General features: G+C 67.9%; 33 protein-coding genes, 1 tRNA gene and 1 pseudogene. 19 read left to right on the plus strand and 16 right to left on the minus strand.

Annotated features, from left to right (window positions below; translation table 11 throughout):
- Positions 1–31: 31 nt before the first annotated feature.
- A complete protein-coding gene (locus tag ETD86_RS08980) occupies positions 32–574 on the minus strand; it encodes a CGNR zinc finger domain-containing protein (RefSeq protein ID WP_246147795.1) in 543 nt (180 codons plus the stop codon).
- A 99-nt stretch (positions 575–673) separates the two neighbouring features.
- On the opposite strand from ETD86_RS08980, the gene ETD86_RS08985 reads away from it, so the two are divergent.
- Complete coding sequence (locus ETD86_RS08985) at positions 674–1,432, plus strand: class I SAM-dependent methyltransferase (protein ID WP_138665642.1); 759 nt, start codon at positions 674–676, stop codon at positions 1,430–1,432.
- A 144-nt stretch (positions 1,433–1,576) separates the two neighbouring features.
- On the opposite strand, the gene ETD86_RS08990 is transcribed toward ETD86_RS08985, so the two are convergent.
- Entirely contained in the window at positions 1,577–2,116 is a 540-nt protein-coding gene (locus ETD86_RS08990) for a type II toxin-antitoxin system PemK/MazF family toxin (RefSeq protein WP_246147801.1), read from the minus strand.
- A gap of 147 nt (positions 2,117–2,263) precedes the next feature.
- Between ETD86_RS08990 and ETD86_RS08995 the strand changes: the two genes are divergently transcribed.
- Positions 2,264–2,689, plus strand: a complete 426-nt coding sequence (locus ETD86_RS08995; protein ID WP_170222964.1) for an archease — start codon at positions 2,264–2,266, stop codon at positions 2,687–2,689.
- Between the two features lie 137 nt (positions 2,690–2,826).
- Entirely contained in the window at positions 2,827–3,102 is a 276-nt protein-coding gene (locus tag ETD86_RS09000) for an isoamylase early set domain-containing protein (RefSeq protein WP_138665645.1), read from the plus strand.
- 25 nt (positions 3,103–3,127) lie between these two features.
- Here the strand turns inward: ETD86_RS09000 and ETD86_RS09005 are convergent, their stop codons facing one another.
- Positions 3,128–3,583 carry a hypothetical protein gene (locus ETD86_RS09005; RefSeq protein ID WP_138665646.1) on the minus strand — a complete coding sequence of 152 codons (456 nt, stop codon included), beginning with the start codon at positions 3,581–3,583 and terminating at the stop codon, positions 3,128–3,130.
- 106 nt (positions 3,584–3,689) lie between these two features.
- On the minus strand, positions 3,690–4,295 hold the full coding sequence (locus ETD86_RS09010; protein ID WP_138665647.1) for a hypothetical protein: 606 nt from the start codon (positions 4,293–4,295) through the stop codon (positions 3,690–3,692).
- A 306-nt stretch (positions 4,296–4,601) separates the two neighbouring features.
- On the opposite strand from ETD86_RS09010, the gene ETD86_RS09015 reads away from it, so the two are divergent.
- From ETD86_RS09015 to ETD86_RS09035, 6 genes are all read left to right on the plus strand, one after another.
- Positions 4,602–5,867 (plus strand): MFS transporter, encoded by a 1,266-nt coding sequence (locus tag ETD86_RS09015; RefSeq protein ID WP_138665648.1) that lies wholly within the window; start codon positions 4,602–4,604, stop codon positions 5,865–5,867.
- 596 nt (positions 5,868–6,463) lie between these two features.
- Positions 6,464–6,637, plus strand: coding sequence for an MFS transporter (locus tag ETD86_RS56810; RefSeq protein ID WP_211369919.1), 174 nt, complete (start codon positions 6,464–6,466; stop codon positions 6,635–6,637).
- Between the two features lie 101 nt (positions 6,638–6,738).
- Positions 6,739–7,254, plus strand: coding sequence for a MauE/DoxX family redox-associated membrane protein (locus ETD86_RS09025; RefSeq protein ID WP_138665649.1), 516 nt, complete (start codon positions 6,739–6,741; stop codon positions 7,252–7,254).
- Positions 7,255–7,570: 316 nt separating this feature from the next.
- Positions 7,571–7,771 (plus strand): thioredoxin domain-containing protein, encoded by a 201-nt coding sequence (locus ETD86_RS09030; protein ID WP_138665650.1) that lies wholly within the window; start codon positions 7,571–7,573, stop codon positions 7,769–7,771.
- Between the two features lie 84 nt (positions 7,772–7,855).
- A complete protein-coding gene (locus tag ETD86_RS59040; RefSeq protein ID WP_281286890.1) occupies positions 7,856–7,978 on the plus strand; it encodes a hypothetical protein in 123 nt (40 codons plus the stop codon).
- The gene (locus tag ETD86_RS09035; protein WP_138665651.1) at positions 7,975–8,487 is read left to right on the plus strand and encodes a S26 family signal peptidase; all 513 of its coding nucleotides are present in this window, start codon (positions 7,975–7,977) and stop codon (positions 8,485–8,487) included. Before ETD86_RS59040 ends, ETD86_RS09035 begins: the two co-directional genes overlap by 4 nt.
- Positions 8,488–9,243: 756 nt before the next feature.
- On the opposite strand, the gene ETD86_RS09040 is transcribed toward ETD86_RS09035, so the two are convergent.
- Positions 9,244–10,164 carry an aminoglycoside phosphotransferase/kinase family protein gene (locus ETD86_RS09040; protein ID WP_138665652.1) on the minus strand — a complete coding sequence of 307 codons (921 nt, stop codon included), beginning with the start codon at positions 10,162–10,164 and terminating at the stop codon, positions 9,244–9,246.
- Between the two features lie 271 nt (positions 10,165–10,435).
- Here ETD86_RS09040 and ETD86_RS59045 point away from each other — a divergent pair, with 271 nt between their 5' ends.
- The 3 genes from ETD86_RS59045 to ETD86_RS09050 all read left to right on the plus strand — a co-directional run bounded on the left by ETD86_RS59045 (position 10,436) and on the right by ETD86_RS09050 (position 12,154).
- Entirely contained in the window at positions 10,436–10,567 is a 132-nt protein-coding gene (locus ETD86_RS59045; protein WP_281286891.1) for a hypothetical protein, read from the plus strand.
- Positions 10,568–10,666: 99 nt separating this feature from the next.
- The gene (locus ETD86_RS09045; protein WP_211369920.1) at positions 10,667–11,506 is read left to right on the plus strand and encodes a helix-turn-helix domain-containing protein; all 840 of its coding nucleotides are present in this window, start codon (positions 10,667–10,669) and stop codon (positions 11,504–11,506) included.
- A gap of 66 nt (positions 11,507–11,572) precedes the next feature.
- Positions 11,573–12,154, plus strand: coding sequence for a dihydrofolate reductase family protein (locus tag ETD86_RS09050; RefSeq protein ID WP_138665653.1), 582 nt, complete (start codon positions 11,573–11,575; stop codon positions 12,152–12,154).
- Between the two features lie 205 nt (positions 12,155–12,359).
- Here ETD86_RS09050 and ETD86_RS09055 read toward each other — a convergent pair whose 3' ends face one another.
- The 3 genes and pseudogenes from ETD86_RS09055 to ETD86_RS59050 all read right to left on the minus strand — a co-directional run bounded on the left by ETD86_RS09055 (position 12,360) and on the right by ETD86_RS59050 (position 14,141).
- On the minus strand, positions 12,360–12,590 hold the full coding sequence (locus ETD86_RS09055) for a hypothetical protein (RefSeq protein WP_138665654.1): 231 nt from the start codon (positions 12,588–12,590) through the stop codon (positions 12,360–12,362).
- A gap of 600 nt (positions 12,591–13,190) precedes the next feature.
- Positions 13,191–13,896: pseudogene (locus tag ETD86_RS58015) on the minus strand (IS256 family transposase); the annotation flags it as partial.
- Positions 13,897–14,018: 122 nt separating this feature from the next.
- The gene (locus ETD86_RS59050; protein WP_281286892.1) at positions 14,019–14,141 is read right to left on the minus strand and encodes a hypothetical protein; all 123 of its coding nucleotides are present in this window, start codon (positions 14,139–14,141) and stop codon (positions 14,019–14,021) included.
- A 267-nt stretch (positions 14,142–14,408) separates the two neighbouring features.
- Here ETD86_RS59050 and ETD86_RS09070 point away from each other — a divergent pair, with 267 nt between their 5' ends.
- Together ETD86_RS09070 and ETD86_RS09075 are read left to right on the plus strand one after the other, a co-directional pair.
- Complete coding sequence (locus ETD86_RS09070) at positions 14,409–14,795, plus strand: type II toxin-antitoxin system RelE/ParE family toxin (RefSeq protein ID WP_138665655.1); 387 nt, start codon at positions 14,409–14,411, stop codon at positions 14,793–14,795.
- Complete coding sequence (locus ETD86_RS09075; protein ID WP_138665656.1) at positions 14,792–15,121, plus strand: helix-turn-helix domain-containing protein; 330 nt, start codon at positions 14,792–14,794, stop codon at positions 15,119–15,121. The genes ETD86_RS09070 and ETD86_RS09075 overlap by 4 nt, the downstream gene beginning before the upstream one ends.
- Positions 15,122–15,565: 444 nt before the next feature.
- Here ETD86_RS09075 and ETD86_RS09080 read toward each other — a convergent pair.
- Together ETD86_RS09080 and rlmB are read right to left on the minus strand one after the other, a co-directional pair.
- Positions 15,566–15,638: transfer RNA gene (locus tag ETD86_RS09080), tRNA-Thr, on the minus strand.
- A 20-nt stretch (positions 15,639–15,658) separates the two neighbouring features.
- Positions 15,659–16,621, minus strand: a complete 963-nt coding sequence (gene rlmB / locus ETD86_RS09085) for a 23S rRNA (guanosine(2251)-2'-O)-methyltransferase RlmB (RefSeq protein WP_138665657.1) — start codon at positions 16,619–16,621, stop codon at positions 15,659–15,661.
- 388 nt (positions 16,622–17,009) lie between these two features.
- On the opposite strand from rlmB, the gene ETD86_RS09090 reads away from it, so the two are divergent.
- Genes ETD86_RS09090 through ETD86_RS09100 form a run of 3 tightly spaced genes read left to right on the plus strand, consistent with a single transcriptional unit; the run spans position 17,010 to position 18,762 of the window.
- Positions 17,010–17,570 carry an RNA polymerase sigma factor gene (locus tag ETD86_RS09090; protein WP_246147796.1) on the plus strand — a complete coding sequence of 187 codons (561 nt, stop codon included), beginning with the start codon at positions 17,010–17,012 and terminating at the stop codon, positions 17,568–17,570.
- Positions 17,563–17,841 (plus strand): hypothetical protein, encoded by a 279-nt coding sequence (locus ETD86_RS09095; protein ID WP_138665658.1) that lies wholly within the window; start codon positions 17,563–17,565, stop codon positions 17,839–17,841. Before ETD86_RS09090 ends, ETD86_RS09095 begins: the two co-directional genes overlap by 8 nt.
- Before the next feature lie 33 nt (positions 17,842–17,874).
- Complete coding sequence (locus tag ETD86_RS09100; protein ID WP_138665659.1) at positions 17,875–18,762, plus strand: LLM class flavin-dependent oxidoreductase; 888 nt, start codon at positions 17,875–17,877, stop codon at positions 18,760–18,762.
- On the opposite strand, the gene cysS is transcribed toward ETD86_RS09100, so the two are convergent.
- The gene (cysS, locus tag ETD86_RS09105; protein ID WP_138665660.1) at positions 18,759–20,150 is read right to left on the minus strand and encodes a cysteine--tRNA ligase; all 1,392 of its coding nucleotides are present in this window, start codon (positions 20,148–20,150) and stop codon (positions 18,759–18,761) included. The genes ETD86_RS09100 and cysS overlap by 4 nt on opposite strands.
- Positions 20,151–20,193: 43 nt before the next feature.
- Positions 20,194–20,580 (minus strand): PPOX class F420-dependent oxidoreductase, encoded by a 387-nt coding sequence (locus ETD86_RS09110; protein ID WP_138665661.1) that lies wholly within the window; start codon positions 20,578–20,580, stop codon positions 20,194–20,196.
- A gap of 58 nt (positions 20,581–20,638) precedes the next feature.
- Between ETD86_RS09110 and ETD86_RS09115 the strand changes: the two genes are divergently transcribed.
- Entirely contained in the window at positions 20,639–21,850 is a 1,212-nt protein-coding gene (locus tag ETD86_RS09115; protein ID WP_170222965.1) for a DUF2637 domain-containing protein, read from the plus strand.
- A gap of 61 nt (positions 21,851–21,911) precedes the next feature.
- On the opposite strand, the gene ETD86_RS09120 is transcribed toward ETD86_RS09115, so the two are convergent.
- The 4 genes from ETD86_RS09120 to ETD86_RS09135 form a co-directional block, all read right to left on the minus strand.
- Complete coding sequence (locus ETD86_RS09120; RefSeq protein ID WP_138665663.1) at positions 21,912–22,181, minus strand: GlsB/YeaQ/YmgE family stress response membrane protein; 270 nt, start codon at positions 22,179–22,181, stop codon at positions 21,912–21,914.
- A 98-nt stretch (positions 22,182–22,279) separates the two neighbouring features.
- The gene (locus tag ETD86_RS09125; protein ID WP_138665664.1) at positions 22,280–22,567 is read right to left on the minus strand and encodes a GlsB/YeaQ/YmgE family stress response membrane protein; all 288 of its coding nucleotides are present in this window, start codon (positions 22,565–22,567) and stop codon (positions 22,280–22,282) included.
- 184 nt (positions 22,568–22,751) lie between these two features.
- A complete protein-coding gene (ispF, locus tag ETD86_RS09130; RefSeq protein ID WP_138665665.1) occupies positions 22,752–23,225 on the minus strand; it encodes a 2-C-methyl-D-erythritol 2,4-cyclodiphosphate synthase in 474 nt (157 codons plus the stop codon).
- A 17-nt stretch (positions 23,226–23,242) separates the two neighbouring features.
- Positions 23,243–23,725, minus strand: coding sequence for a CarD family transcriptional regulator (locus ETD86_RS09135; protein WP_043624891.1), 483 nt, complete (start codon positions 23,723–23,725; stop codon positions 23,243–23,245).
- Between the two features lie 239 nt (positions 23,726–23,964).
- Between ETD86_RS09135 and ETD86_RS09140 the strand changes: the two genes are divergently transcribed.
- Positions 23,965–24,472, plus strand: a 508-nt coding sequence (locus tag ETD86_RS09140; RefSeq protein WP_246147797.1) for a copper chaperone PCu(A)C domain-containing protein, incomplete at its 3' end; no start/stop codon positions are given.

Below are 24,472 nucleotides of genomic sequence, written 5' to 3' on the forward strand. Positions count from 1 at the left end.
GCGGTAAGAGGGCTCTCTCGATGCCGAATGATCAGTCAGCCTTGGTCCTGGCGCGGAAGGCAGCCGTCTTGACGCGGTTCTGGCAGGCCGTGGAGCAGAACCTGCGGGTGCCGTTGCGGGACACGTCCACGTAGACGCGGTCGCAGTGCGGCGCCGTGCAGACCCCGAGGCGGTCGCTGAACTCGCTGCCCAGCACGATCGCCAGCCCGGTCGCGCAACTGGCCGCCCAGTCGCCGGCCATGGTGCCGCCGCGGCCGTGGAAGTGCAGGTGCCAGGGCTCGCCGTCGTGCTTCTCGAGCAGCGGTCTGGCGCGGGTCTCCTCCAGGAGCTCGTTGACCCGCGTGGCCGCGGCGTCGATGTCTCCCGCGGCGACGGCGGCGAAGACCATCCGCAGCCGGGCGGCGACCTCGGCCAGCTCCGCGCCCTCTTCCGCGGTGATCTCGCGGTAGGACGAGTAGACGCTGCCCAGGCCCTCGGCGGCGGCGGCGCCGGCGTCGGCAGGCGCTGGAAAGGCGCGTCCGCGCTGCTCGCCCGGGGTCAGGGCGTTCACCAGGGCGACCGTGACCCTGACCACGGCATCTGTGTGACTGTTGTAATCCAATTGACCGGTTACACCTTCGTAGTTTACGTTGTGACTACCGAAAGCTTAAACGACAGTCACAGGGAGATGTTCGTGCTCACTCACGATGCCGCACTCGCATGGATCGCGCGCTGGGACCGGCAGCAGGAGGGCTACCTTCCCGACCGCGAGGAGCGGTTCACCGCGTTGATCGACGCCGTGGAGGCGCTGGGACGGCCCGATCCGCTGGTCATCGACCTGGGGTGCGGGCCGGGGTCGTTGTCCGCGCGACTGCTCGACCGGCTGCCCAAGGCCACCGTCGTGTCGGTCGACGCCGATCCGCTGCTGCTCGGGCTCGGGCGGGCCGCGTATCCGCAGCTGACGTTCGTGCCCGCCGACCTGCGGACGAGCGGGTGGACGGGGCTGCTCGGCCTGGACCGGCCCGCCGACGCCGCGGTCAGCACGACCGCGCTGCACTGGATCTCCGGTCCTGACTTGCGCCGCGTTTACGCGGAATTGGCGGAGGTGCTGCGGCCGGGCGGGGTGCTGCTCAACGGTGACCACATGGACACCGACGACGCCACGCCCGTCCTTGCGCGGCTGGAGCGCGCCGTGCACGACCGCCAGACCGAGCGGGCGTTCGGCGCGGACCGGCCGGAGGAGTGGCGGGCCTGGTGGGAGGCGATCACGGCGGACCCGATGTTCGCCGAGCTCGACCAGGAGCGCACCACGGCCGGGGCCACCCACGACGGCTCCGAGTCACACCTGATGTCGCACCACGTCGAGGCGCTGCGCGCGGCCGGCTTCACCGAGATCGGCACGCTCTGGCAGCGCGGGAACAACCGGCTGCTGTGCGCCGTGCGCGGTCACTGATCGGCTCCTGGCCGTCCGGTGACACCTGCACACGCAGGTGTCCCGGCTCGACCAGGTCGCAGGTTCATCGGACGCAGCCGGCTCGACTCGTCGCAGAACTCGTGCTCGCCGATCCCGTACAGCGCGAACTCGTCGAGATCCATCTCATCGACGAGGCTCTTGAGCGTCATAAACCCAGCCAGGTTGGTGGTATTGCGTTACGACATTCCACACCCGGGCATCACAGGATCCGAGAAGACGGCGAACTCGGTGGTTGTCCACAAACCGCGGCGTGCCACTGAAGTCAAGCGTGCTGTCCGTACGCGCCTTCGGGTCCCATGATTTCGTCGGGATTTGCATGCGGAAGGGCAGGTGGGGCTTGGCTTTGCTGGTTATCTGGAGCACTTCGATCCCGTCCTGGTGTGTGCGTACGACGAGGCAGGGACGTTCCTTGGATCCCTCTCCGCCGCGGTACGGGACATCTGCCCACCAGATCTGGCCAGGGCGGGCACGCCACGCCCAAGACCCGTCCGGCGGGGGGGCCGAGTGTATCGAACGGCGCGGGCTTTTCGTCCGCGCGACGAGCACGGGAACGAGAATGAGAATGGCCAACGCGATTAACGCCGAAAGCACGATGCCGGGCAGGATCACCATGAGGTCGGCTAATGACTCCTCGGCGAGCGAGCCATAAGCGGTCATCGCCATCACCAGATCCACCTTTCTCGGCCGGAGGGGGTCGGCGGGAGCACTGCTTGCCCAATCATGATCGAAACGTTCAGCTGTGTCCCCCTCCTTGCCGCTAATCGCCCCGCCCTCTTCCCAGCGGTTCGTGTTGATGATGGAGTGGACAGTGTGAGTAGGGGGCATCGCGCGGTGCCGCACATCGCCGGCATCGCCGTGGAGGCATGGGCGGACACTCGCGAGGAGTGCCTGGCGGAGGCAGTGCAGGCGCTGGTGGAGAACTTCGCCGACGTGGGCGACGCCGTGCCGGACGACAGCATCGTGATCGTCTCGGCCGAGGAGACGGACGAGGCGCTGCTCCTCGATGTGCTGGACGAGGCGATCTACCAGGTGGAGGCGTGCCGGCGGGTGGCGGTGGACGTCTCTGTCGACGAGCGCACAAAGGCCACTGCAGGGCAGGTCGAGGTACGCCTGGCCACCGTGCCGGTCGCCACCGTGGACCGGGTGGGCCCGGTGCCCAAGGCGGTCGCCGTACGCCACCTGCGCTTCGGCAAGACCGACGGCGTGTGGCAAGCCCACGTGAATGTCGACGTCTAGCCCCGCCCAGCCCGGTCTTACGCTGCCGTTCTGTGAACTCTCGTGAAAACTAGGTTACGCCCCCGCGTGTCCTATTCCTCCCGACTCTCCAGCCCCATCAAGCTAGGGGCGTTCCCCGCCCCCCGGGAGGATTTGCCATGCTCAGGCGTACGCCCCTGTTCGGTACGAAGACCCGCATCACCTTCACCCTGCCCCCGGACCAGCCAGCCGGCATCGTCAGCGTGGTCGGCGACTTCAACGACTGGTCACCCGGCCGCCACGAACTCCTGCCCCGCCGCAACGGCCTGCGTACGGTGTCGGTGATCCTCCCTCCGGGGACCCACCGCTTCCGCTACCTGGCAACCGGCGGCGTGTGGTTCGACGACGAGTCGGCCGACCGCATCGACCACCACGGCAGCCTGCTTCAGCTCTGACAGCAGCAGGAACACGCCGGCGACGTCATGGCTGGTCGAGGCGTACGAAAGTCGCGCCGGCGGCGGCCGCGCGGGCGCCGAGGACGTGCCCGTCGCACATCCTCGTCTCCGTTCCGGCCCGGTCGAGCACCTTCCACGTCACCGGCTCCACGCACGGCTGGCCGAGCTGGCTGTAGTTCCAGGTGCGACCGCACACCCGGCATGTGGAGACGCCGGCTCTGGAGGCGAGGGTGTTGCCGTGCTCGGGGCAGACCCGCCACGGCAGGCCGCACGGCTGCGCCTGGAGCTGGGCCAGCTCTGTGGCCGCGCGCTCCAGGTCCGCGGCGCCTCTGGCCAGCCAATCCGCGGCGTTCCTCGCCACCGCGAGGTGGTCCGGCTCCGGCGAGCCGTTCGGGGCGCTGCCGCAGAGTGCACGAACCTCGGCGGTGAGCGCCTCGGCGCGGCTCGCGAGGGCGCGCAGGTGCGCGGGAGTGACGGTCATGCATGCTCCCATCTCGCAAAGGCCGACGTGGTCGCGGCCGGGGACTGGTTGCTGTGTGGACCCTACGTCGTGTACGGCGGCACCGGACCGACGCGGCTCGGGGTAGTCATGGGCGGCCGGTGGGCGAGCGCGCGTACCACGTCGTGGCGCTCACCGTGGCGGGACCGCGTTCCCAGCTCAGCGGGGTATCAGGGGTCAGGACGTCGGCCGCCCAGGCTTGCGCGTCGTCGTCAGTGACGATGCGCGGCCGGGGAACCCGGCTGACCACGTCGAGCAGGTACCAGCCGCCGGGATGGCGGAAGAGGGCGTACTGCTCGACCAGCAGGCCGCTGGTGGTGTGCCAGCCACCGTCCGGATCGGCCTCGTCGAGCGGCTCCCACGGCCGCAGCCGGGCGACGACCTGGCGAGCGGCCCAGGACTTGGCCATGGACGTGGTGCAGGCGCGCGGCATGCGGGCAAGGACGATGCCCGCCACCAGGTGCTGCCGGTGCCGGCGCAGCACGTAGACGGTGCCCGTCTGCGCCGGCGCGGGAGCGGCGCGGTCGAGTCCTGGATGGACGCGCTGCGAGACCACCGTGTCGAGCAGGCCGACGGAGGCCGTGCCGCCGAGGTCGTGATGGAACGACGCGGTGTCGGAGAGGTCCATGGTGAGATCCGGCAAGGTGTCGGAGAGCTTGCGGGGATGATCGTCGCTATCGCCGGCTCCAGTCACCCACCGACGATAGAACGATCCGGGCCAGATGATCCAACACTCCGGACGGCGTTCCGCAGCCGACTGCCGGACGGCTCCGCACGTGCCGGCTAGCACTTAGCCACCATGCGGACAATCGTCCGTGACGTTACATCTGCGGTACAGCCTCTTGACAGGCATTCTCGTGCACATCATTCTGAGGCCAACTCATGCGACCACTGTACGGACGACCGTCCGCTTGATAATTCCCCATACCCGCCGTGCCGGCATCCCAGCTTTGACGTGCAGCAAGCCGGGTTGTACCCCTCCCGCACCTAGGAGAGCGAGATGAGCAGCACCACCGAGCGTCCACAAGGCGATTCCCCCCACGCGAGTTCCCAGCAGTTGACGAAAGCCTCTGTCGCGATCGGGTTCGCGGTCCTGTGCGCCTCGTACATGCTCAACGCGATGGACCGGCAGATCTTCTATCCCCTGCTGCCCGAGATCCGGACCGAGCTCGGCTTCTCCCTTGAGCAGGGCGGGCTGCTGGCCACCGGATTCACGCTGGGGCTGGCGCTCGCCGGGCTGCCGACCGGCTATCTGGCCGACCGGCTCTCCCGCAAGGCCATTGTCGTCGTCAGCGTGCTGGTCTACTCCCTCGGCACGCTGGCCATCCCACTGGCCGTGGGCTTCGTCGACATGAGCGTCTACCGCCTGGTCTCGGGTATCGGCGAGGGCGTCCAGGCCACCGCGCTGTACGCGGTGATCGGGGCGTTCTTCTTCCACCGCCGCGCGCTGGCCGCAGGCGTCGTGGGGGTGGCCTTCGGTCTGGGCGTGTTCCTGGGTCCGCTCATCGGCACCGGATTCGCCGAGAGCTGGGGGACATGGCGGGCGCCGTTCTTCCTGTTCGCCGCCGCCGGTCTCGTCATGAGCCTGCTCATCGTGGTCACGGTGTCTCGCAAGATGACCGAGTCGGTCACCGGCGGGACCACGGAAGCCGATGCCACGTCCTATGACCACGTGCCGGCGTCCCCGTACAACCGCAACACCCTCGGGATCGGCATCGCCTGCGCCGTGTCCGGCCTGGTCTTCTACGGCTACCTCGGCCTCTACCCCACCTTCCTGCGCGAAGCGCTCGGGTTCGCCCCAGACCAGGCGGCCTTCGCCGTGTCGATGGGTGGCCTTGGCGCCATGATGGCCCTGCCGGCCGGCTGGCTGGGCGACCGGTTCAACCAGGCCCGCCTCCTGATGTTCGCCATGGTCGCCACCGCGGTCACCGCGTACCTGATGTACCAGGTCGCCACCGCCGCCCCGGCCCAGTACCTGCTGTCCTTCCTTATGGGCACCTTCGCCAGCGGCTTCCTGTTCACCAACTGCTCCACCGCCATGCAGCGCGCCGTCCGACCGCGACAAGTCGGCCGCGGAGCCGGCCTGTTCATCCTCACCTACTACGTCGCCGCGGCCTTCTCCGGTCTCCTGTTCGCCCGCCTGGTCGGCGCACTCGGCTGGGACGGCGCCGGCCTGTGGCAGCTCACGCTCCTTCCCGTACTCGGTGTCGCGGGCCTCCTGCTGGTCGACCCGGCCAGGATGGTCCTCCCGCGAGCCCCTAAGTAGAGGTCGGCGGCTCCGTCGCGGAAACCTCGAGCCATAGGCGCAGTGACACGCCAAATTTCGAGCGGTTTATTCCACCATCCGTCCAGGCGAGCTTGGCGGTCAGTGCGTCAGCTTCCATCGGGACTTGAAAACTCTCGCGCCCATCGGTCCAGCACCGCCGACGACGGGCGGCGGAAAGTCTCCGGGTCAGTTCAACGACACGCCTGAAGTCATGAGTGACCACGAACAGTCTCGCGTGGAGCTTGCTGTCAGAACAGGCGAGCTGCAGCCGTGCGACGGACTGACCGATGCGCGGAACGACTCCATTGCCGTGCCATGGTCGGCGGCTCCGAACCCGGTGGAGGCCACGATGGCCCGCACCGGACGATGGGGGTGACCGCGTGAACCTCGCCTCGCCCTCCTGGCGGGAGTTGCTGGGCGGCTTCTCGGCTTCGCCACGTTCACGGCGGGTTGGCTGGCCTGTGCGGTGAGCCCGGCGATGGCGGTGCTGCTGGCTTCGCGCGGAGTTCGGGGGCTGGGTGCGGGCCTGCTGTCCGGGCTGGGGTTCGCCGTCATCCGTTCGGCGCTGCCATCGCGGCTGTGGACGCGCGGCGCTGATGTCGGCGATGTACGGTGTCGGCAACTTCGCCGGTCCGGCGCTCGGCGGCCTGTTCGCCCAGTTGGGCTCGTGGCGGCTGGCGTTCGCGGTGATGGCGGTGGTCGCCGCGATGTGCGGTGCGCTCCGCAACCACTGGAGCTCACGCGCGGGACATCGATCGGCGGCAACGTGAACCGGCGTTGTCATCACCCGGCAAGGGGGCGGCCACCTCGGGCACCCCGCGCTAGTCCCGCGCTAGTGAGGCGCTAACACGGAGCAGAAACATACCTCGGCATGGCTCTAGTGGTGGTGGCCTGCCAGGTCTTGCTCGCTGCGGTGTTCGCCGTGTCGGCTTTCACCAAGCTGCGTAGCCGTGCGGCGCTGCGGGCCTTCTCGTCTTCTCTGGTGATGTTGCCCGTGCGGGTTCGATGGCCGGCGGCCGTGGTGGTGGCAGCCGTGGAGGCCGTCGTGCCCGTCGCGATGTTGTTCCCAGCGCTGGGGCTGGCCATGAGCGGGACACTGCTGGTCTGTTTCTCGGCGTGGGTCGCCGTTTCCATCCGGCGGGGGACGCGGGCCTCGTGCCGCTGTTTCGGCGCTTCGGAGGTCCCGCTGGGCCCGTCGCACCTGGTGCGCAACAGCCTGCTGCTGGCGGTGGTCGTGCTGGGCTGGGCAGGTCTGGCAGCCCCCGGCGATGTCACGGCTGCCGGGCTGGCGATCGCCGCAGTCGCCGGTCTGGTAGGAGCCATCCTCTTGATCGTCTTCGACGACCTCGCCGATCTGTTCATGGAAAGACCCGGGGAGCGGGTGTGATGGAATATCTCGCCGCGGCCGTCGTTGCGGTCGGTCTGCTGTGCATGGTGAATCTGCTGCTGATGGCCGGAGTGATCCGTCGGCTCCGCAAGTTGGCCGCGCAACCCGCGTTCGGTCCGCCGATGATGGATGGGCTTGTCATCGGCGAGAGGATGCCGGAGTTCGCGGCCATGACCACCGCCGGCGAGCCGGTCTCTCATGAGCTTCTGGGTGGGCCCGCGCTCATTGCCTTCTTCTCCCCAGCTGCCTGCCTTGTCAGGAGCTGCTGCCGCGGTTCATCGCACGAGCCCGCCGGTCCTCAAGCCAGGCTTTCGCCGTGGTCGTCGCCGATCCCGGTGAGGACGTCGCCGAGGAGATCGAGCGCCTGGGTGACGTGGCGAGGGTCGTGGTCGAGGCACCGATGGGTGACCTGCAGAGCACGTTCAAGGTCAGCGGGTACCCAACCGTCTACGTGATCGATGCCGACGGCACGGTAGCGGGCACCGACCTGGACGCGCTGGCCCTGGTGGGAGCGTGATCGCCGCCACGAAGGCGGCCGCCCTGCCACATCGTTCGCAGTATCTCGACACTCGGATCGGGCGAGTCTTCACCGCTCGCGCAAGTGCGGGGCCGGCCCCAGAGGCCGAAGCACGACCTCATGGCCATCGGCGGGTCGTACGCCCCGCTGTTCCGCCCGCGGGCCGGCGGCTACCAGCAGCAGGAAGAGGAGGTGGTCCTGCGGTGACCGCCTCGATCCTCCTCGCCACCGGGTGCGCTGCCATTGCTCTCATCGCGCTGATCGTATGGCTGCGCCGGGCGTACTCGATCATCCGCGTGGACGGCTACAGCATGGCGCCCACTCTCACCGACGGCGATCAGCTCGTGGCCCGGCGAGTGGCCCCGTCTGCCCTGAGAAACGGCCATATCGCCGTGGTGCTCAGCCCACTGCCGATGGGCGGCCCCTTCCTCATCAAGCGCATCGTCGCGCTGCCCGGCGATCCGGTCCCTTTATCCGTGCGGCCCCTGGTGCCCGATGCCCGTGTACCCGACGGACAACTCATCCTGATCGGCGACAACACCGACGCCAGCTTCGACTCTCGCGACCACGGCTACTTCCCCATCGCCGATGTCCACGCCATCACCCTTCGAAAGCTAACCCCTGCCAGAGACCCCAGCAGAAGGGAGAGCGAGCCGGTAAGAGAATTTTTCACTGCAAATCAAATCGGCAACACAGAAATGGAACAAACGAAGTGATGCGATCCATCGGAAGTATCGGCGACCGTCTTCTTGCGCTGGTCGTTCCAGAACACCGCGCTGCGGCGGACGAGTGCTCCACGCAATATCGCTGCAACCCGGGCGGCTGTGTTGGGTACTCGATGCACGGGAGAAGGCAGGCCAGAACTGTCTGCCGGGCAGCCGGTATAGGACCGTGGCGGAATACAGCTTATTGCTGCTACCTTTGATTGCTGGCTGGGCGCTTGGAGCACCTGAAGATGTGCGCGCAGGCATGCTTGGTAGGCTTTCCGGCGCTCAGCCTGGATCCACGGCCTGAACATGGGAGCGAGGGTCCGAAAGGCAAATGAGGTGCTCTTTGAGCTGGGATGATGGAGTTCTTGACGCTTCCAGCCGCCCAGCTCCAAGGACGCCTCTTGCTAATCAGAAACTAGGCATCGCTCCGCCGCCGTCACCGTGTCCTGTTCAACCGGCTTCACCGCGCGTCTTCAAGAAGCGTCCCCCGGAATCCGCTCAGCGAAGAGCTCGACCGGAAAGCACCCGAGGCCGAGGTATGACGAGGAGACTAGACCCTGCCATCGTGGCCTCATCCGAGCAGGTAAAGGATCTGCTGATCGCCGTGAGCTACGCGGATGGCGGCGCGGGGATCGGCTATGAGGTGGCGATGGCGCAGCCCAAAGTCCACGGTCGAGTTGTACGCGGCGATCCGCCGGATTCTCGACGGTGCGCCCATACGTTGGTGCCGGGCAGGCATTCACCAGAGCTCGCATGCTGATGCTAGGCATCCGCTCGGCGGAGGCGTTCGGCTGCTTGTGCCCGGAGCGCATTGCCGGACACCGGGATGTCGCCGTGCAGTGCTTCCCATCGGGCGTTGTGCGCTGCCGGCCACAAGCTGGCCGCCCACGCGATCTCCTGCTCCACGGCCGTGAACAAGCGCCCCCGAATGTCCTGATAGGCCACCAGGAACGCCTCGGAACTTTCGATCGGTGCCAGCGTGGGCGGCCCGGCGCTGGCGAACGCCCCACTCGCCGCTCCCACCAGCGCCGCCTCCGGTTGCCACGCCAGGCTGTCCCAGTCGTGCACCGCCCACACCTCTCGACCGTGCCACCGGAGGTTCTGCGCCTCGAAGTCGGCGTGGCCCAGCACGCACGGCAGGCCGGCGGCCAGTATCCGCCCGCGGGCCCGGTCGGCCGTGTCAACGACGAATGCGGGCACGGCACTCTGGTCCGGCTCATCGAGGAACTCGATCGCCGGCCACACCCCGGAATCCGAGTGGTCCCAACGCACCCAGCGCGGATTCGGCAGCGGCGGCGCGACGGTCACGTCGGCCAGTTCGGCCATCAACTGAGCGAACACCTCCGCGTAGCGCACGGCCACGTCCGGCGAGTCCCCGTGCAACACGTCGCCGCCGGGCCTGAACTCCTCGGCGTGCACGGCCAGCGAACCGACACCGACCACCGGCGTGAGCGGCCGGGCACATGGAAACCCGCGCTTGGCCAACCGGGCCTGCGCCGCGACACACGACCCGGCCCGACCGTCATCGGCGCGCGTCTTGACCACGACGTTCGTACCATCTGCCAACCGGAGACCGAACACCATCGACATCTGTTGCAGCTGGAACAGCACGTCGGCGGGTTCGCCACCCAGATGGTCCAGACACCAAGCCGGCAACCAGTCCGGCAGATCGTCCAACGGCACAGTGAGGACTGTGCCATGTGCACGAAGGCAGCGGAAGCGCTGGCTATGGACACAGGCAATGGGAGCCGGCCCCGCCCCGCTGGGCGCTGCTGCTTCTCACCGACATCCCCGAGCCGCCACATGACTGAACGCCGTCTCCAAATCGACCGGCAAACGCTCCAGCCTTCATCGGCAGAATCAGCATGCGGTCACCTGGGCGTCAGCGCCTCTCCAGTCCCCACTCCTGTCACCAACCAAAGGCTGCCTGGGCGACCCGATCGGCATCCTCCAGGTGCTCCACAGCGAGCGTTCGGCCGAGCGGACGCTGTGGGACAGCATGGACGCCGCGAGCCGGGAGCAGCACATGCACAGGGAGGGCGTGGGCCGGCTGCTGGTGCGGCTGCCGACCGGTGACTTCGTGTAGGCCGTGGCCGGGCGCAAGGAGAAGCGCCCGCCGCAGTTCCGCGACTGACGGCGTACGACGACCTGGCGGCCCACCCGTGCATCGGCGATGCTGTGACGCGTGGAGTACGTGTCCAGAGTGCCGCGACCGCCGCTGGACGGGCTGATCGACGACCTCTACTACCTGGAGGGTGCGCCGCCGTACGCCCGGCTGACGCTGCCGCCGAGTCCGTCGGCGTTGCTCATCGTCAACCTCGGGGCGCCGTTCCGCATCCGCGCCGGCACCGACATCGAGACGGCCGAGTACGCCGACGGCTGCGTGGTCACCATGCCCACCCGCGCCTTCGAGTTCGGCTATCCGCCGGGGACCCGGTCAGTCGGCGTGCACGTCAAGCCGTGGGGGCTGGCGCCGTTCCTGCCGATGCCCGCGGCCGAGCTGTGTGACCGGCCGGTGACGGTGGAGCAGGTTTGGGGCCGGCCCGCCATTGCTGAGCTGCGGGACCGGCTGGCCACGGCGGCCGGGCCGTACGAGATGCTGACGCTGCTCGAGGAGGAGCTGATGCGACGGCTGTGCGAGACCGCCGGTCTGGGGCTGGTCCGCCATACGAGCAGCGTCATCGCGGCGGCCAGCGGGGCGGTGGCGATCGGCGACCTGAGCGTGGCTGCCGGTGTCAGCAGCACTCATCTGGCGCAGCGGTTCAAGGAGCTCATCGGCGTCACGCCGAAGCGGCTGGCCCGCACCTACCGCTTCACCGCCACCGTGTTCGCGATCAACCCCGCCGGACCGATCGACTGGGGCGACCTCGCCGGTGCCGCGGGCTACTTCGACCAGGCCCACTTCGGCCACGAGTTCCGGGCATTCACCGGGCTCACGCCGACCCGGTACGTCGAAGTCCGGCGGCGGTTCCTGCGCGAACATCCCGGCCACGCGCTGGACGGCTGGCCGCTGCCGGCCGATTGATTTCTTACAAGAGCGACAGCTCACGACACGCTAATTTGGGGGCACCCCAAAGCAGAGGAGAGCCCCGTGGGCAAGGTGGTCATGTACAGCTCGGTGTCGGTGGACGGCTTCGTCGCGGACGAGAATGACCAGCCCGGACCGCTGTTCGACTGGTTGTCCAGCGGTGACGTCCCGTTGGACGAGAGCGGCGAGCTGAAGGTGTCGCAGACGTCCTACGACTACACCCGGGCGTACTGGGACCAGATCGGGGCGACAATCGTCGGCCGCCACGTCTTCGACATCACGGACGGCTGGGACGGGAAGCCTCCAGGTGGGGTCGACCACGTGGTCGTCGTGACGCACCGGCCGGAGCCCGAGGGCTGGGACCCCGAGGCGCCGTTTCACTTCGTCGACGGCGTCGAGGCAGCCGTGGCCAAGGCGCAGGAGCTTGCGGGTGACCGCATGGTCGAGGTCGCCGCTGGCGACGTCGGCGGCCAGGTGCTTGCCGCGGGCCTGGTCGACGAGGTGCGCATGGACGTCGTACCCGTCGTGTTCGGGTCCGGCAAGCGCTACTTCGGGTCAGTCCACGCGCAGCACCTGTTGGAGGACCCTGACGTGGTGATCCAGGGCAACCGGGTGCTCCACCTGCGCTATCGGGTGCGCCGATGACCGAGCTGAGCGGGTACGCGAAGAAGCTCGCACTACCGGCGGGCTGACGATCGCGACCAAACTTCCGAACCCGACACCGATGCGGCCCCGATCACCCTGATCCACTGAGGAGTCACAAGTTCGGCAAGCTAGCTATCTATGCCCGGCATCCGCACGTGTGTTCGATCGCCATCCCGGATGTCAGTCAGTTTGCCACTCGCGGTGGTCAGGCCGCATAGGTGTAGTGGTGTGGCCAATCGTCGGTCTTCGACTTTCCCCTGAAGATGGCCCGCAGAGCGATCCGGGCCTGCCCCGGCAGGGCGTCTTCATCCACTGGGGTGCCGGTCGCCTTATGAATGCTCACCACGCCCACGAGGTCGTCGGGGCCTCCGCCGTACCCATAAGTCACGATCTCCTCGGTTTCGGCGGTCTTGATGACAAAGACCAAAAGCCCCATTTCACACTCCCACAGCGGCGGCCACTGCCACCCAGCTCGGTAGTACCGATCAAGTGCCCCCTGACGCGACCGGCAAGCCTTCAGCCCCCGCTGAGCGTCAGCCAACCACGCTCCTGGCCTGCCCGCCTGCCGTCGTCCACCGTCAGGGTAGCGGGCCGGCCGCGGGGCTGCCCGGACGCGTGCCCGGTGTCAGGGGCGTGATGGAGAGAAGGCGGGCCCGCGGCCGGTCTGCTAGGGCTTGCCCTGGGACGGCGGCAGACGGGCAGGCTTCCACGGCAACCCACTCAGATGGACAGGAACGATCTTGGCTGCGCGGAACCGGAGCGCCCGACGGAGGCATGCAGTAAGTCCGACTCTGTGACCGCGCACGCCGGCGCTGACTGGCCCGCCTCGTGACCCGAGAAGTGCGCTCCCCTGTGACCGGAACTGTACTGTCGCACGGCGGCCCCCTCCCCTCGTCCCGGCCAGCCGTCCGCCGGGTGCTTTTAGCCGTCCGCAGGGAGCGCCAGCGGGAGGCGGCGGCGTGCCGAGACGGCGGCGCGTGCGGCCCCCAGCCGTGCCGCAGCACGGTGCCACAGAGGTGAGTGAACTCCCCTAACCCTTGTGCACCCGGCAGCACTGCTCCTTGGTCTCGGGGAACACCTCGCGCAGCGCCTTCCAGAAGCCCAGCGCCCCGTCGCCGACGGCAAGATGCGGGGCGCGCATCCCGCGCCGGGCGCAGTCGCGCAGCAGATTCGCGCACGACTCCGACGACTCCCCGGTAGCCCTCGTCCAGAGCTATCAGCTCTTTGCTGCCGTCGGCCCGGACGCCCACCAAGACCAGCACGCACGCCTTGGCCTGGTCCAACCTGACCTTCAGATGCACGCCGTCGACCCAAACGTAGACGAAGTCGGTCGCCGACAAGTCGCTCGTGTGGAACGCCTTGTGATCATCGGTCCACTGAGAGGTCAACCTCGACACCGTCGCCGACGACAGCCCGGCGAACGGCCCGAGGAACTGCTCCAGGGCCGGGGACGAAGTCGCCGGTGGACCGGCCATGCAGATACAGCAGCGGATGCCTCGGAGATCTTCAGGGACTTGCGCGCCCACGACGGCACGATCATCGATGAGAACCGCTTACGCTCCCCAGTCTCGGCATCTACCCCGCTTGTCGTTCACTCGCAGCCCCTTGACCTGCACCGGCCCGGCCGAGGTGGCAATCGTCCGCTCGCCGTGGAACCCGTTGCGCACCACCAGATGACGGCCGTCGGCGTCGCGAGCGTCGGCCAGCTCGGCCAAATAGGAGTTGGCCTCGGCCTCCAGCGCGCCAACGTTGGCTCAGTCAGTGACCTTCGACTCGATCACTCGGGAGGATACGCCCCCCGAGCCGATCACATGTTCTGAGCATTGCTCTCGGCCAGATAGCGGCGGTACCAGATGTAGTAGGGCTATCGGCTGATTCCGTAGTAGCGGCAGGTCAGTGCGACGTTGCCGGTGACCTCCTCGGCGTAGCGGATGATGGCCAGGCGTCGCTTGGCCTCACGGTCGAGCGGGGGGTTCGGGTTCGACATAGATGGTCTCCGTAGTGGCCGGAGACCCAGGTGTCAACGATGCTCGTCAGTTTTGGATCTCGGACTTGACACCTCGGCCGATCATCTTGTTTCAACAGCACATGTCCTGCCTGCTGCGGTACGCATCTCCTCTACGTCGCGCACACCTTGAGCCTCAGCCGACATCGCTCGCATGCGACCAGCACGCCACACACAAACGTCTCCGAGATCGCATCACGGAGCGACCCACCACTCGACTCGACATAAGTTAGAGGTTATACTGCCTGTGTGGCATGGGAGATCGTGCTGCTTGAGCCTGTCGAATCGTGGTTCCTCAAACCCTGCGAGAGCGATCCCGACTCCGCCGCCTTGATCGAGAGAGCCATTGACCGGCTTGCAGAAGTCGGTCCCGCCCTGGGGCGTCCGTTGGTGGACACCCTGATGGACGGCGACATGAGCAATCTCAAGGAGCTCCGCCCGGGCTCCCGGAAGCGAACCGAGATTAGAATCGTGTTCGTCTTTGACCCGGACAGGGAAGCGATCTTCCTTGTAGCCGGTGACAAGGCCGGTAGATGGTCGCGCTGGTACGAGGAAGCAATCCCGCTGGCCAAAACACGCTATGCCGAGTATCGCGCCGCGAAGTCAGCTGAGACGAAGAGGGAGGGCAAGCGATGAGCCCTGGACGCAATTGGCGTGAGGTTAAGGCGGAAGCACACCGGTTGTACCCCGAGCTGGCCGACCCACAGCGTCAGGCTGCCGCCGATGCGCAGTTGGATGCCTACGTCGCCGGCCACCACCTGAAAGAACTGCGCCAGTCTGTCGGCAAGACTCAATCTGAGGTGGCGGCTGCTCTCGGAATCTCTCAAGCACGAGTCTCTCAGATCGAGAACGGCGATCTGGACTCCATGGAACTCGAGACTATCCGCGCCTACGCAGCCGCTCTCGGCGGCCATGTCGATGTGACGATCAGCGTTGGGCCTCATTCGGTACGGGTCGCTTGACCGCGCACGCTTTCGTTGGTTGACGTTCGACGCCTCCCGCAACTTTGCCGCAGTAGGCGTCGAGCCCATCATGTGGTTCGTCTCCAGCCGATGCCAAGCACCATGATCCTGGCCCTGGCATGGCCTCGCCTGAATGAGCATGCTCGCGACGAACGGCGAGCTCGCCTGCACCCTGTGGATGACGGAGATGGAAGGGACTGAGGTGATGTACTGGTGGCCCTCCACACCTTGGCGCAGGACAGACGCTAGAGGTTCCCTTGCAGCGGGGGATCCAGCCGGTAGCCCTGCTCGACTGGTACATCTGCTGGACGGGACGGAACGTCGCCTGGCTTCAGAGCCGCTCGCAGTGGCTCTATTAGCAACCTGTTAGCAAGATCGCGCTTTGTACAGACAAACAGAAAGCCCCTGACGGCGTATCGCCTGTTCAGGGGCTTCATGTTGTAGAGCCGACGAGGGGAATCGAACCCCTGACCTTCTGTTTACAAGACAGATGCTCTGCCGATTGAGCTACGTCGGCGCGGCCTATCAGTGTAGACGCTAGAGACGCCTGTGACGAGCGACTTCGTACAGTGCCACGCCCGCCGCGACGCCCGCGTTGAGCGACTCCGCCGCTGCGTGCATCGGGATGCGGGCCAGGACGTCGCACTGTTCGCGGACCAGGCGGGAGAGGCCCTTGCCTTCCGAGCCTACGACGATCACTGCGGGCTCGCTCAGTAGCTGAACGTCGCCGATGTCGGTTTCGCCGGAGCCGTCGAGGCCGATGACGAAGAGGCCCGCGTCGCGGTACTCGCGCAGGGCTGCCGTCAGGTTGGCGGCGCGGGCGACCCGGAGGGTGGCCAGGGTGCCGGCGGAGGTCTTCCAGGCGCCCCCCGTAACGCCGGCCGCGCGGCGCGACGGGATGAGGAGGCCGTGGGCGCCGAAGGCGGTGGCGGAGCGGGCGATGGCGCCCAGGTTGCGGGGGTCGGTGACGGAGTCCAGGGCGACGATCAGTGGGGTCTCTGCTGCGTCCTGCGCGAGTTCCACCAGCTCCGAGGGGTGCGCGTAGTCGTATGCAGGGATCTGGAGTGCGATGCCCTGGTGCACACCGCCTTCGGTCAGGCGGTCGAGCTTGTCGCGGGTGACCTCGAGCAGGGCGATGCCGCGCTCCGCGGCGATCTTGATGGAGTCGCGTACGCGGTCGTCGTTCTCGAGGCGCGGGGCGACGTAGAGGGCGTTGGAGGGCACGCCGGCTTGCAGGGCCTCGAGCACGGGGTTGCGGCCGCCGATGTACTCCGGAGCGTCTTCTGAGCGGCGTTGCCTGGTCGGGGCCGGACGGCGGGTGCCGCCCTGCTCTTCACGCGCGATGCGCTCGGCGCGGGACTTGTCCTTGTACCAATGGCGCATTTCGGCAGGTGGAGTCGCGCCCTTGCCCTGAAGCGACCGGCGTCCCTGACCCCCGGTGCCCTTGGACGGGCCCTTCTTCTTCGCGGGCCTGCCCGACGCCCTACCCCCTGCTGCCATGTCATCAAGGGTACTCGGGCCGTCAGGCGCCTTATCCCAAACCGACCACGCCGGGCCACTCCGGCAGATTCGCCGAGCCACGAGCACCCAGAGTTCAGGCCCTTGGGGGCGCGCGCCATGTCGATCAGGCGATCAGGCGATCGTCGTCGGACTCGGTGGCGGATTCCGGCGCTGGGTCGCCGATCGGGGCAGTGTCCCGATCGTCCGGACGTCGACCGCTCGGCGTCGCGAATCCTTTCGCGGCTTCGGTGCCTCTCATACGTGTCCCGGCAAGCCTGCCGGCGACAAACGGACATGGAGGTGGTTGACGTGGTCGTAGGTATCGCCGTCGCCGTCGCTGCCGTGCTCATCTGCACGTGTAGTGTCGTCCTGCTCCGCCGGAGGGGGCGTGAACGTGGCTGAGACGGCGTGGTCGGACGAGCGGCTGATCAGTGCCGCGCGCAGTGGCGACGTCGAGTCGATCGCGGCGCTGGTGGCGGGCGCGCACCCGCATGTGCAGCGGTTCGCGCGGTCCTTGTGCGCCACGCCCGAGGATGCCGAGGACGCCGCGCAGGAGGCGCTCATCGTCCTGTATCGCAAGATTGGAACCTTGCGTGCTTCAGGGGCGCTCGTTTCGTGGATGTTCCGGATCATTCGCAATGAATGCGTGCGGCGGGCACGGTGGATGGCGCGGCCACAGCCGCCGCTCCCCGAGTCCATCGCGGTGCCGTCGGCCGAGGATGAGGTGTTCGAGCGACTGGAGGCCGCGCGGGTGGCGGCGGCGATCGCGGCACTGCCCGCCGACCAGCGGCAGGTGCTGATCATGCGGGATGTGCAAGGGCTCGGCGGGCGGATGGTGGCCGAGGCGCTGGGGCTCAGCACCGCGGCGATGAAGTCGCGGTTGCATCGTGCGCGCGCGGCCGTGCAGCACACCCTGTCCGGTATGGGGCCTGGAGGTCTCGGTGACTGAGAGTCGGAGCTTTGCGAGCTCGTCGCTGCCGCGGCATCTGGTGCGCGGTGTGGTGGGCTTCGGGGCGCTGGCCGGCTCGGTTGCGCTCATCCCGGTCATCGGACCGATCAGCTTGCTGCTCGCCGTCGTGGGCGTGCTGGCGTTCCGGGGGTGTCCCACCTGCTGGGCGATCGGGCTGGCGCAGACGATCTCGCGGGGGCGCATACAACGTTCCTGCTCGGACGGTGTATGCGAGGTGAGAGTGGCAAGCGCCCACGATGGCACGAATTGACCTCGAGTCCGCTTGACGTTTTACCGTGACGTCATGCGGATCACCACCAGCCTGCCTGCGAACGATTCCGGCCTCCCCGCCATCGCCATGGCTCGCCACCTGGAAGCCCTCGGGTACGACGCCGTCGGGATGCCGGACCTGCTCATCGGTGACGGCACGCCAGGATTCGACCCCACCCTCGTCCTGGCGGCCGTCGCGGCGACCACCAGCCGGATCAAGCTGGAGTTCGGCGTGCTCACCCTCCCGCTCCGCCCCACCGCCTGGATCGCCGCGCAGATCCAAACACTCCAGCATTTGTCCGGAGACCGTGTCGTGCTCGGCGTCGGTATCGGCGGCTTCCCCGGTTCGCCCTTCTGGCGCGCGGCCGGCGGAGCGCAACAAGGAGAGCGGGGCCGCCGTGCCGACGCCGCGCTGGAGCTCCTGCCGCGCCTCATCGGGGGAGAGCCGGCCGAAGTGATTCCCGGCGAGGAGCTCGTCCTGGCCCCGGCCGCGACGGTCCCGCCCATCCTGATCGGCGGGAACTCCGAGGCTGCGATGCGCCGCGCCGTCCTGTACGGGGACGGGTGGGCCCCGTCGCTCATCACCCCGGAGGCCCTGACGGGGAAGGCGGCGCGGCTGCGCGAGATCGCCGACGAGCTCGGCCGGCCGGTCCCGTCCATCTCTGTGGGCGGTCATGCGTTCCTCGCGGGCGACACGGCGGCCGCCCTGGAGTCCTTCGTCCGTTCCCTGGTGGACATGCACCGGATGTCGCCCGAGGAGGCGGCCGGCGTCCCGGTGACCGGCAGTCCCGCGCAAGTGGCCGAGCGCCTGGCCGCGTACGCCGCCGCCGGAGCCGACGCGGTCGGGCTCGGCCTCGACGGCGGGGACTGGGCACGGCAGGCCGAGCTCCTGGCCGAGGCAGCCTCGAAGAGCGCCGCCTAGCGGGACAGCTCCCAGCGCGCCCCGTGGGGCGTGTCCTCCACCGTGATGCCCGCTGCCGCCAGCTGGTCCCTGATCGCGTCCGCCGCCTCGTAGTCCTTGCGTGCCCGGGCCGCCTTGCGCTGCTCCAGAGCCACCGCCACGAGCGCGTCCACCACCGGCGCCAGGTCCGACCCGGCCCCCCGCCACTGCGGCGAGCGCGGGTCGAGGCCGAGGACGTCCAGCATGTTCTGGGTCTCGGCGAGCAGCCGGGCCACCGCCTCCTTGTCGCCCCGCGACAGCGCCACGTTGCCCTCGCGCACCACCTCGTGGACGACCGCGAGCGCCTGAGGCGTGCCCAGGTCGTCGTTGAGCGCGTCCACGAACGCCTGCGGCAGCGGCGCGTCGGCGTCCACGTCGTGGATCACCTCGGCGGCACGGGTCACGAACCCCTCGATGCGCTGGTACGCGGCCGCCGCCTCCAGCAGCGCCTCCTCCGAGTAATCGATCGAGGAGCGGTAATGCGGCGCCGCGAGATAGTAGCGAAGCTCCACGGGGCGTACCTTCTGCACCATTTCGGGGATCAGCAGCGAGTTGCCGAGCGACTTGCTCATCTTCTCGGCGCCGATCTTGAGCATCCCGTTGTGCATCCAGTAACGCGCGAACCCGTCGCCGGCCGCCTGTGACTGGGTGATCTCGTTCTCGTGGTGCGGGAAGATGAGATCGATCCCGCCCCCGTGAATGTCGAACGTCGGCCCGAGGTATTTCGTCGCCATGGCCGAGCACTCCAGGTGCCAGCCGGGGCGCCCGGGACCCCAGGGGGTCGGCCAGGTCGGCTCGCCCGGCTTCTCGCCCTTCCACAGGGCGAAGTCGCGCGGGTCACGCTTGCACGACTCGTCGTCGGTGTCGGCCGCGGCCCGCATGTTCTCCACCTTCTGGTTGGAGAGCGAGCCGTAGCGGTCGGCGTACGACTGCACGTCGAAGTAGACGTCCCCGCCCGAGGCATAGGCGTGGCCGAGGTCGATCAGCCGCTGCATCAGCGTGATCATCTCGGGTACGTGGCCCGTGGCCCGCGGCTCCACCGTCGGCGGCAGGCAGCCCAGCGTGTCGTACGCCCACGTGAAGGCCCGCTGGTTGCGCTCGGCCACCACGAACCAGGGCACGCCCTCTCCGGCCGCCACTCTGATGATTTTGTCGTCGATGTCCGTGACGTTCCGGCAGAACGTCACGTCGTAGCCGGAACGCGCCAGCCAGCGCCGGAGCACATCGAAGTTCACACCTGAGCGGATGTGCCCGATATGCGGGGGAGCCTGCACGGTGGCACCACACAGGTAAATCGACGCCCGGCCGGCTTCGACCGGAACGAATTCACGGATGGCGCGCGTGCTGGTGTCGTAGATGTGCAGGCTCACGAAGGAAAGGCTAACGCCTTAGCGGCGTTATCACGTCGATAAATCAGCCCCGCAACGTGACCTTGTCCGGCCGGATCCGGACGATCAACCGCTCAACGCCCGGCTTGTCCTCCCATGACTCGCCCCGGTACTTCTGCGAGAGCTCCTCGATGAGGGCGCCCTCGGGGTCGGCCGTCATGGTCACCTGCCCACGCACCTCCACATACCGGTACGGGTCGTCGGGGTCGATGACCAGGAGGCTCGCGCGCGGATCGCGCTCGAAATTACGCGGCTTCCTGCGCCCTCTGGCGGTCGAGAAGATCACGTCGTCGCCGTCCGTACGCACCCACACGACCGTCGACTGCGGCCCGCCGTCGGGGTTGATGCTCGTCACCGTCGCGTAGTTCGGGGCGTCCAGGAGTTTGCGTGCTTCTTCTGGCAGCTGGGGCATGTCTCTCCCTTGATCGGTCTTGATTCACATTCTTCTGTAGGCTCGAACCGCCATGGACGTGACTCCCCCCTCTACGCTCCGTCGCCTGGGCATCGCCCTGGCCGGGCTCGCGGTCGCCGCCCTGACCGGGGCAGCGTGCGCGCTCTCCTTCGACGACCTGCGCGGACTCGCCGTCACCGGCGAGGCCAGGCAGGACCTCGCCTTCCTCTATCCAGCGGCGTTCGACGCGCTCCTCGTGGTCGCGATGATCGGCGTGTTGCTGCTGCGCTCGGCCCGGTTGCTGGTACGCGTGCAGACGGCGATCGTGCTGATCCTGCTCATCGTGGCCGCGGCGGCGGCGAACGTCGCCACGGCGGTGCGGTTCACTTTCGACGCGCGGCAGGCGGCCGTGGGTGTGGCCCTCGCGCCCTGGATCATGCTGGCCGTGGCCCTGTGGTTGTGGCTGTTGATGATCAAGAACGTTCAGGAGCGTCGGGTCTCCGGCGAGTACGAGAGCGACGACGGCGAGCCGGACCTCGTGCCCTTCCACCGCGCCCGGCCGGCCGAGACGCCGCCTCCGCTGGTCACCGAGGCGCCTGCGCCCGTGATGGAGCCCACACCGCTCGTCGGTCCCACCGCCGCCCCGGAGACACCGCCGGTGCCCGACCAGGAACGACCTCCGCTTTCGGCGCAGGTGACCGAGTGGCCGGCCCAGGAGCAGCTTGATGAGCCCGTCCAGGCCCAGCAGCAGGCCCGTGCGCACGTCCAGGCCCGGCAGCAGGTCCACGAGCCCGTCGAGGACCAGCAAAAGGCTCACGAGCCAGTCCCGGTCCAGGAGCAGGCTCACGAGCCCGTCCAGGACCAGGAGCAGGCTCACGAGCCCGTCCAGGACCAGGAGCACGCGTGGGCGGCCGCCGAGCCCGCCCAGGAAGCCGACGAGGAGCTCCGAGAGGAGCCGGAGACCCGCCCCGTCCGCTGGGGTGACCGGGTCAAGCCGGCCGATGTCCTCGTCCACCCCCGCCCGGACGACGGCGACGCCGACACCCAGCCGCACCCGGTCTTCGAGGACGAGGAAGTGCCCGACCCGGAGCACGGCCCGGAGGCCGCCGACGCCGGCGAGCGCCAGGCGGTGAGCCGAGCGGACAGCGGCCCCCGAACGGACAGCGACACAGACGCCGGAGAGCGGCGCGAGGACGGGTTAGCGGACACCGCCCCGCACCCGGTGGTCCACGAGGACACCCCGGCCCCTTCGGGCCGCCTACGCAGCAGTCCCCGTCCGCCAGAAGACTGACGGAAGACGTCGAGGGCCCGCCCGGAAGCCACGGCTTCCGGGCGGGCCTATGTATTTCGCCCTAGATCCGGGTCCCCCGCCGGAGTCCGGCGACCAGGCCGACGCCGACAATCGCCAGCACCACCTGCATCACCAGCTCGATCCAGTCGATGCCCGGCGTCGTCTGCACGCCCAGCACCTGCGCGAGCAGTGTGCCCAGGAGGGCGGCCACGATGCCGACGACGATGGTGAGGATCCACCCGATGGCCTGCCTGCCGGGAAGCAGCAGGCGACCGATTGCGCCAATCACGGCGCCAATCACAATGGCGCCAAGGATGGATTGGATGGTCATGACATGAAACCTCCCCGTGAGAGTGAGCGGTTCACTCCCACGGGGATGCTCGCTACCCGATCTACGGCGATTATGCGCGTTCTTGGTGTACGAGCAGGTCAGGTGGGTGTGCCACGGGTTCGTCCTTGGCGCCCCATGCCCATTCTGGTCACGAGGAGCACACCCACGATCGCCAGCGCGAGCTGGAGTATGTGCTCGATCCAGTCGATCCCACGCGTGTCGGCCCAGCCGAACGCGTGCGCTATCAGCGTGCCGATCAGCGCGGCCACGATGCCGACGATGAGGGTGAGGCCGATGGACATGCCCGACCTGCCAGGCACTATGAGCCTGGCCAGCGCACCGACGATGGCGCCGATGACGAGAGCAGAGACAATCGCGCCGATCATGTGTAGCTCCCCCCGAAGACGTTCACATGTCTTGGGAAGACCTACCCGCCGAACAGGACAAACAACCAAAAAGGGAAGGCGGCGGTCCGTACCGCGCCAGTGACGAACCGCCGCCTCCACATTGGGCGGGCTAGGCGACGACCCGCCAGGACACCCTCACGCATCCCGACAAGAGGACGCCCGGTCATGCGGAAAGGTTGACCACCAACGCGGTCGCGATGGCCGCGATGCCCTCTCCGCGCCCGGTCAAGCCGAGCCCGTCGGTGGTGGTGGCGGAGACGCTCACCGGCGCCCCCACGGCGGCGGTGAGCGCCTTTTCGGCCTCCGTACGGCGCGGCGCCAGCTTGGGCCGGTTGCCGATCACCTGGATGGCCACGTTGCCGATCTCGTAGCCCGCGGCACGCACCTGACGGGCGGTCTCCTCGAGCAGCGCAGCGCCCGAAGCGCCGGCCCATCGGGGGTCGGCGGTGCCGAACAGCAGGCCGAGATCGCCCAGCCCGGCGGCGGACAGCAGCGCATCGCACGCAGCGTGCGCGGCCGCATCGCCGTCGGAGTGGCCTTCCAGCCCGGTCTCACCCGGCCAATGCAGGCCGGCGAGGTTGAGCTCTCGCTCCGAAGCGCCTGAACTGAACGGGTGGACGTCGACTCCGACGCCCACCCGCGGAAAATTCGCGCTCAGGAGTTGAGAACCTCGTCGAGCAGGGCCTCAGCCTTGTCCTCATTGGTCTTCTCGGCCAGGGCCAACTCACTGACCAGGATCTGCCGTGCCTTGGCGAGCATGCGCTTCTCACCTGCGGAAAGCCCGCGCTCGCGGTCCCTCCGCCACAGGTCCCGAACCACCTCGGCGACCTTGTTCACATCGCCGGACGCGAGCTTCTCCAGATTGGCCTTGTAACGACGAGACCAGTTGGTCGGCTCTTCTGTGTGCGGCATCCGGAGGACGTCGAAAACCCGCTCAAGGCCTTCCTGGCCGACAACATCGCGCACACCGACGAGTTCTGCGTTTTCAGCTGGCACCTGGACGGTAAGGTCGCCCTTGTCGACCTTGAGCACCAGGTAGGTCTTTTCCTCACCCTTGATGGATCGCTTCGTGATTGCTTCGATCCGAGCAGCCCCATGGTGGGGGTAGACGACAGTGTCGCCGACCTGGAAAGTCATGTGACAAGTACCCCTTCCGCTGTACTCCAGAGTACCACGCATCCACAGCCTCCCGGAACAGTGAAATCCCCATAACTGCAGGTCAAAGCCGCGTATTAGGGCTTGACAAACGGTCAAGTCTATGAATCTCCATTCCGGACATAGCGAATGACCTGCGGGGGTGTGGATATGACCATGGAATCTGGTGGATATGGTGGGCGCTGCCCTACACGCACGCGCAAGACCAAGGAGAACCCGCCGTGACCAGCCGTCGCTGGATTACCGTTGCCGCCGCGTTCTTGGCAGCCCCCGTACTCGCCGGCTGCGGGGCTGGATTCGACGCCACCACCAACAAGCCCTACGCACCCAACGAGGCCCAAGCCTTGATCGACAAGGGTGCTTATGGCTCTAGCGGCATTCACATCCCCCAGGCGTTCATCCTCGGCCCGGACGCCGGGGCTCAGCTCCCCTGGCGCGGCTCCGCCCCGATCTACCTGAACATCCTCAACACGTCAGGCGCCGCCGACAGCCTGGTGGAGGTCTCCGCGGGGAACATGGGCACGGTGAAGGTGACACCCGCGATCCAGCTGCCGAGCAACCAGCTCGTGAACACCGGCAAGGCGAGCCCGCAGCTCATGCTCCAGTCGATCCCCAAGAGCCTCAGAGGCGGCGAGAGCATCAAGCTGGACCTGAAGTTCGCCAAGGCCGGGACAGTGTCCTTGCACGTGCCTGTGGTCACGCGCAGCCGTGAATTCGCCGCCTACCCCC

It is taken from the genome of Nonomuraea turkmeniaca, from assembly GCF_005889735.1.
In the GTDB taxonomy this organism is placed as follows: domain Bacteria; phylum Actinomycetota; class Actinomycetes; order Streptosporangiales; family Streptosporangiaceae; genus Nonomuraea; species Nonomuraea turkmeniaca.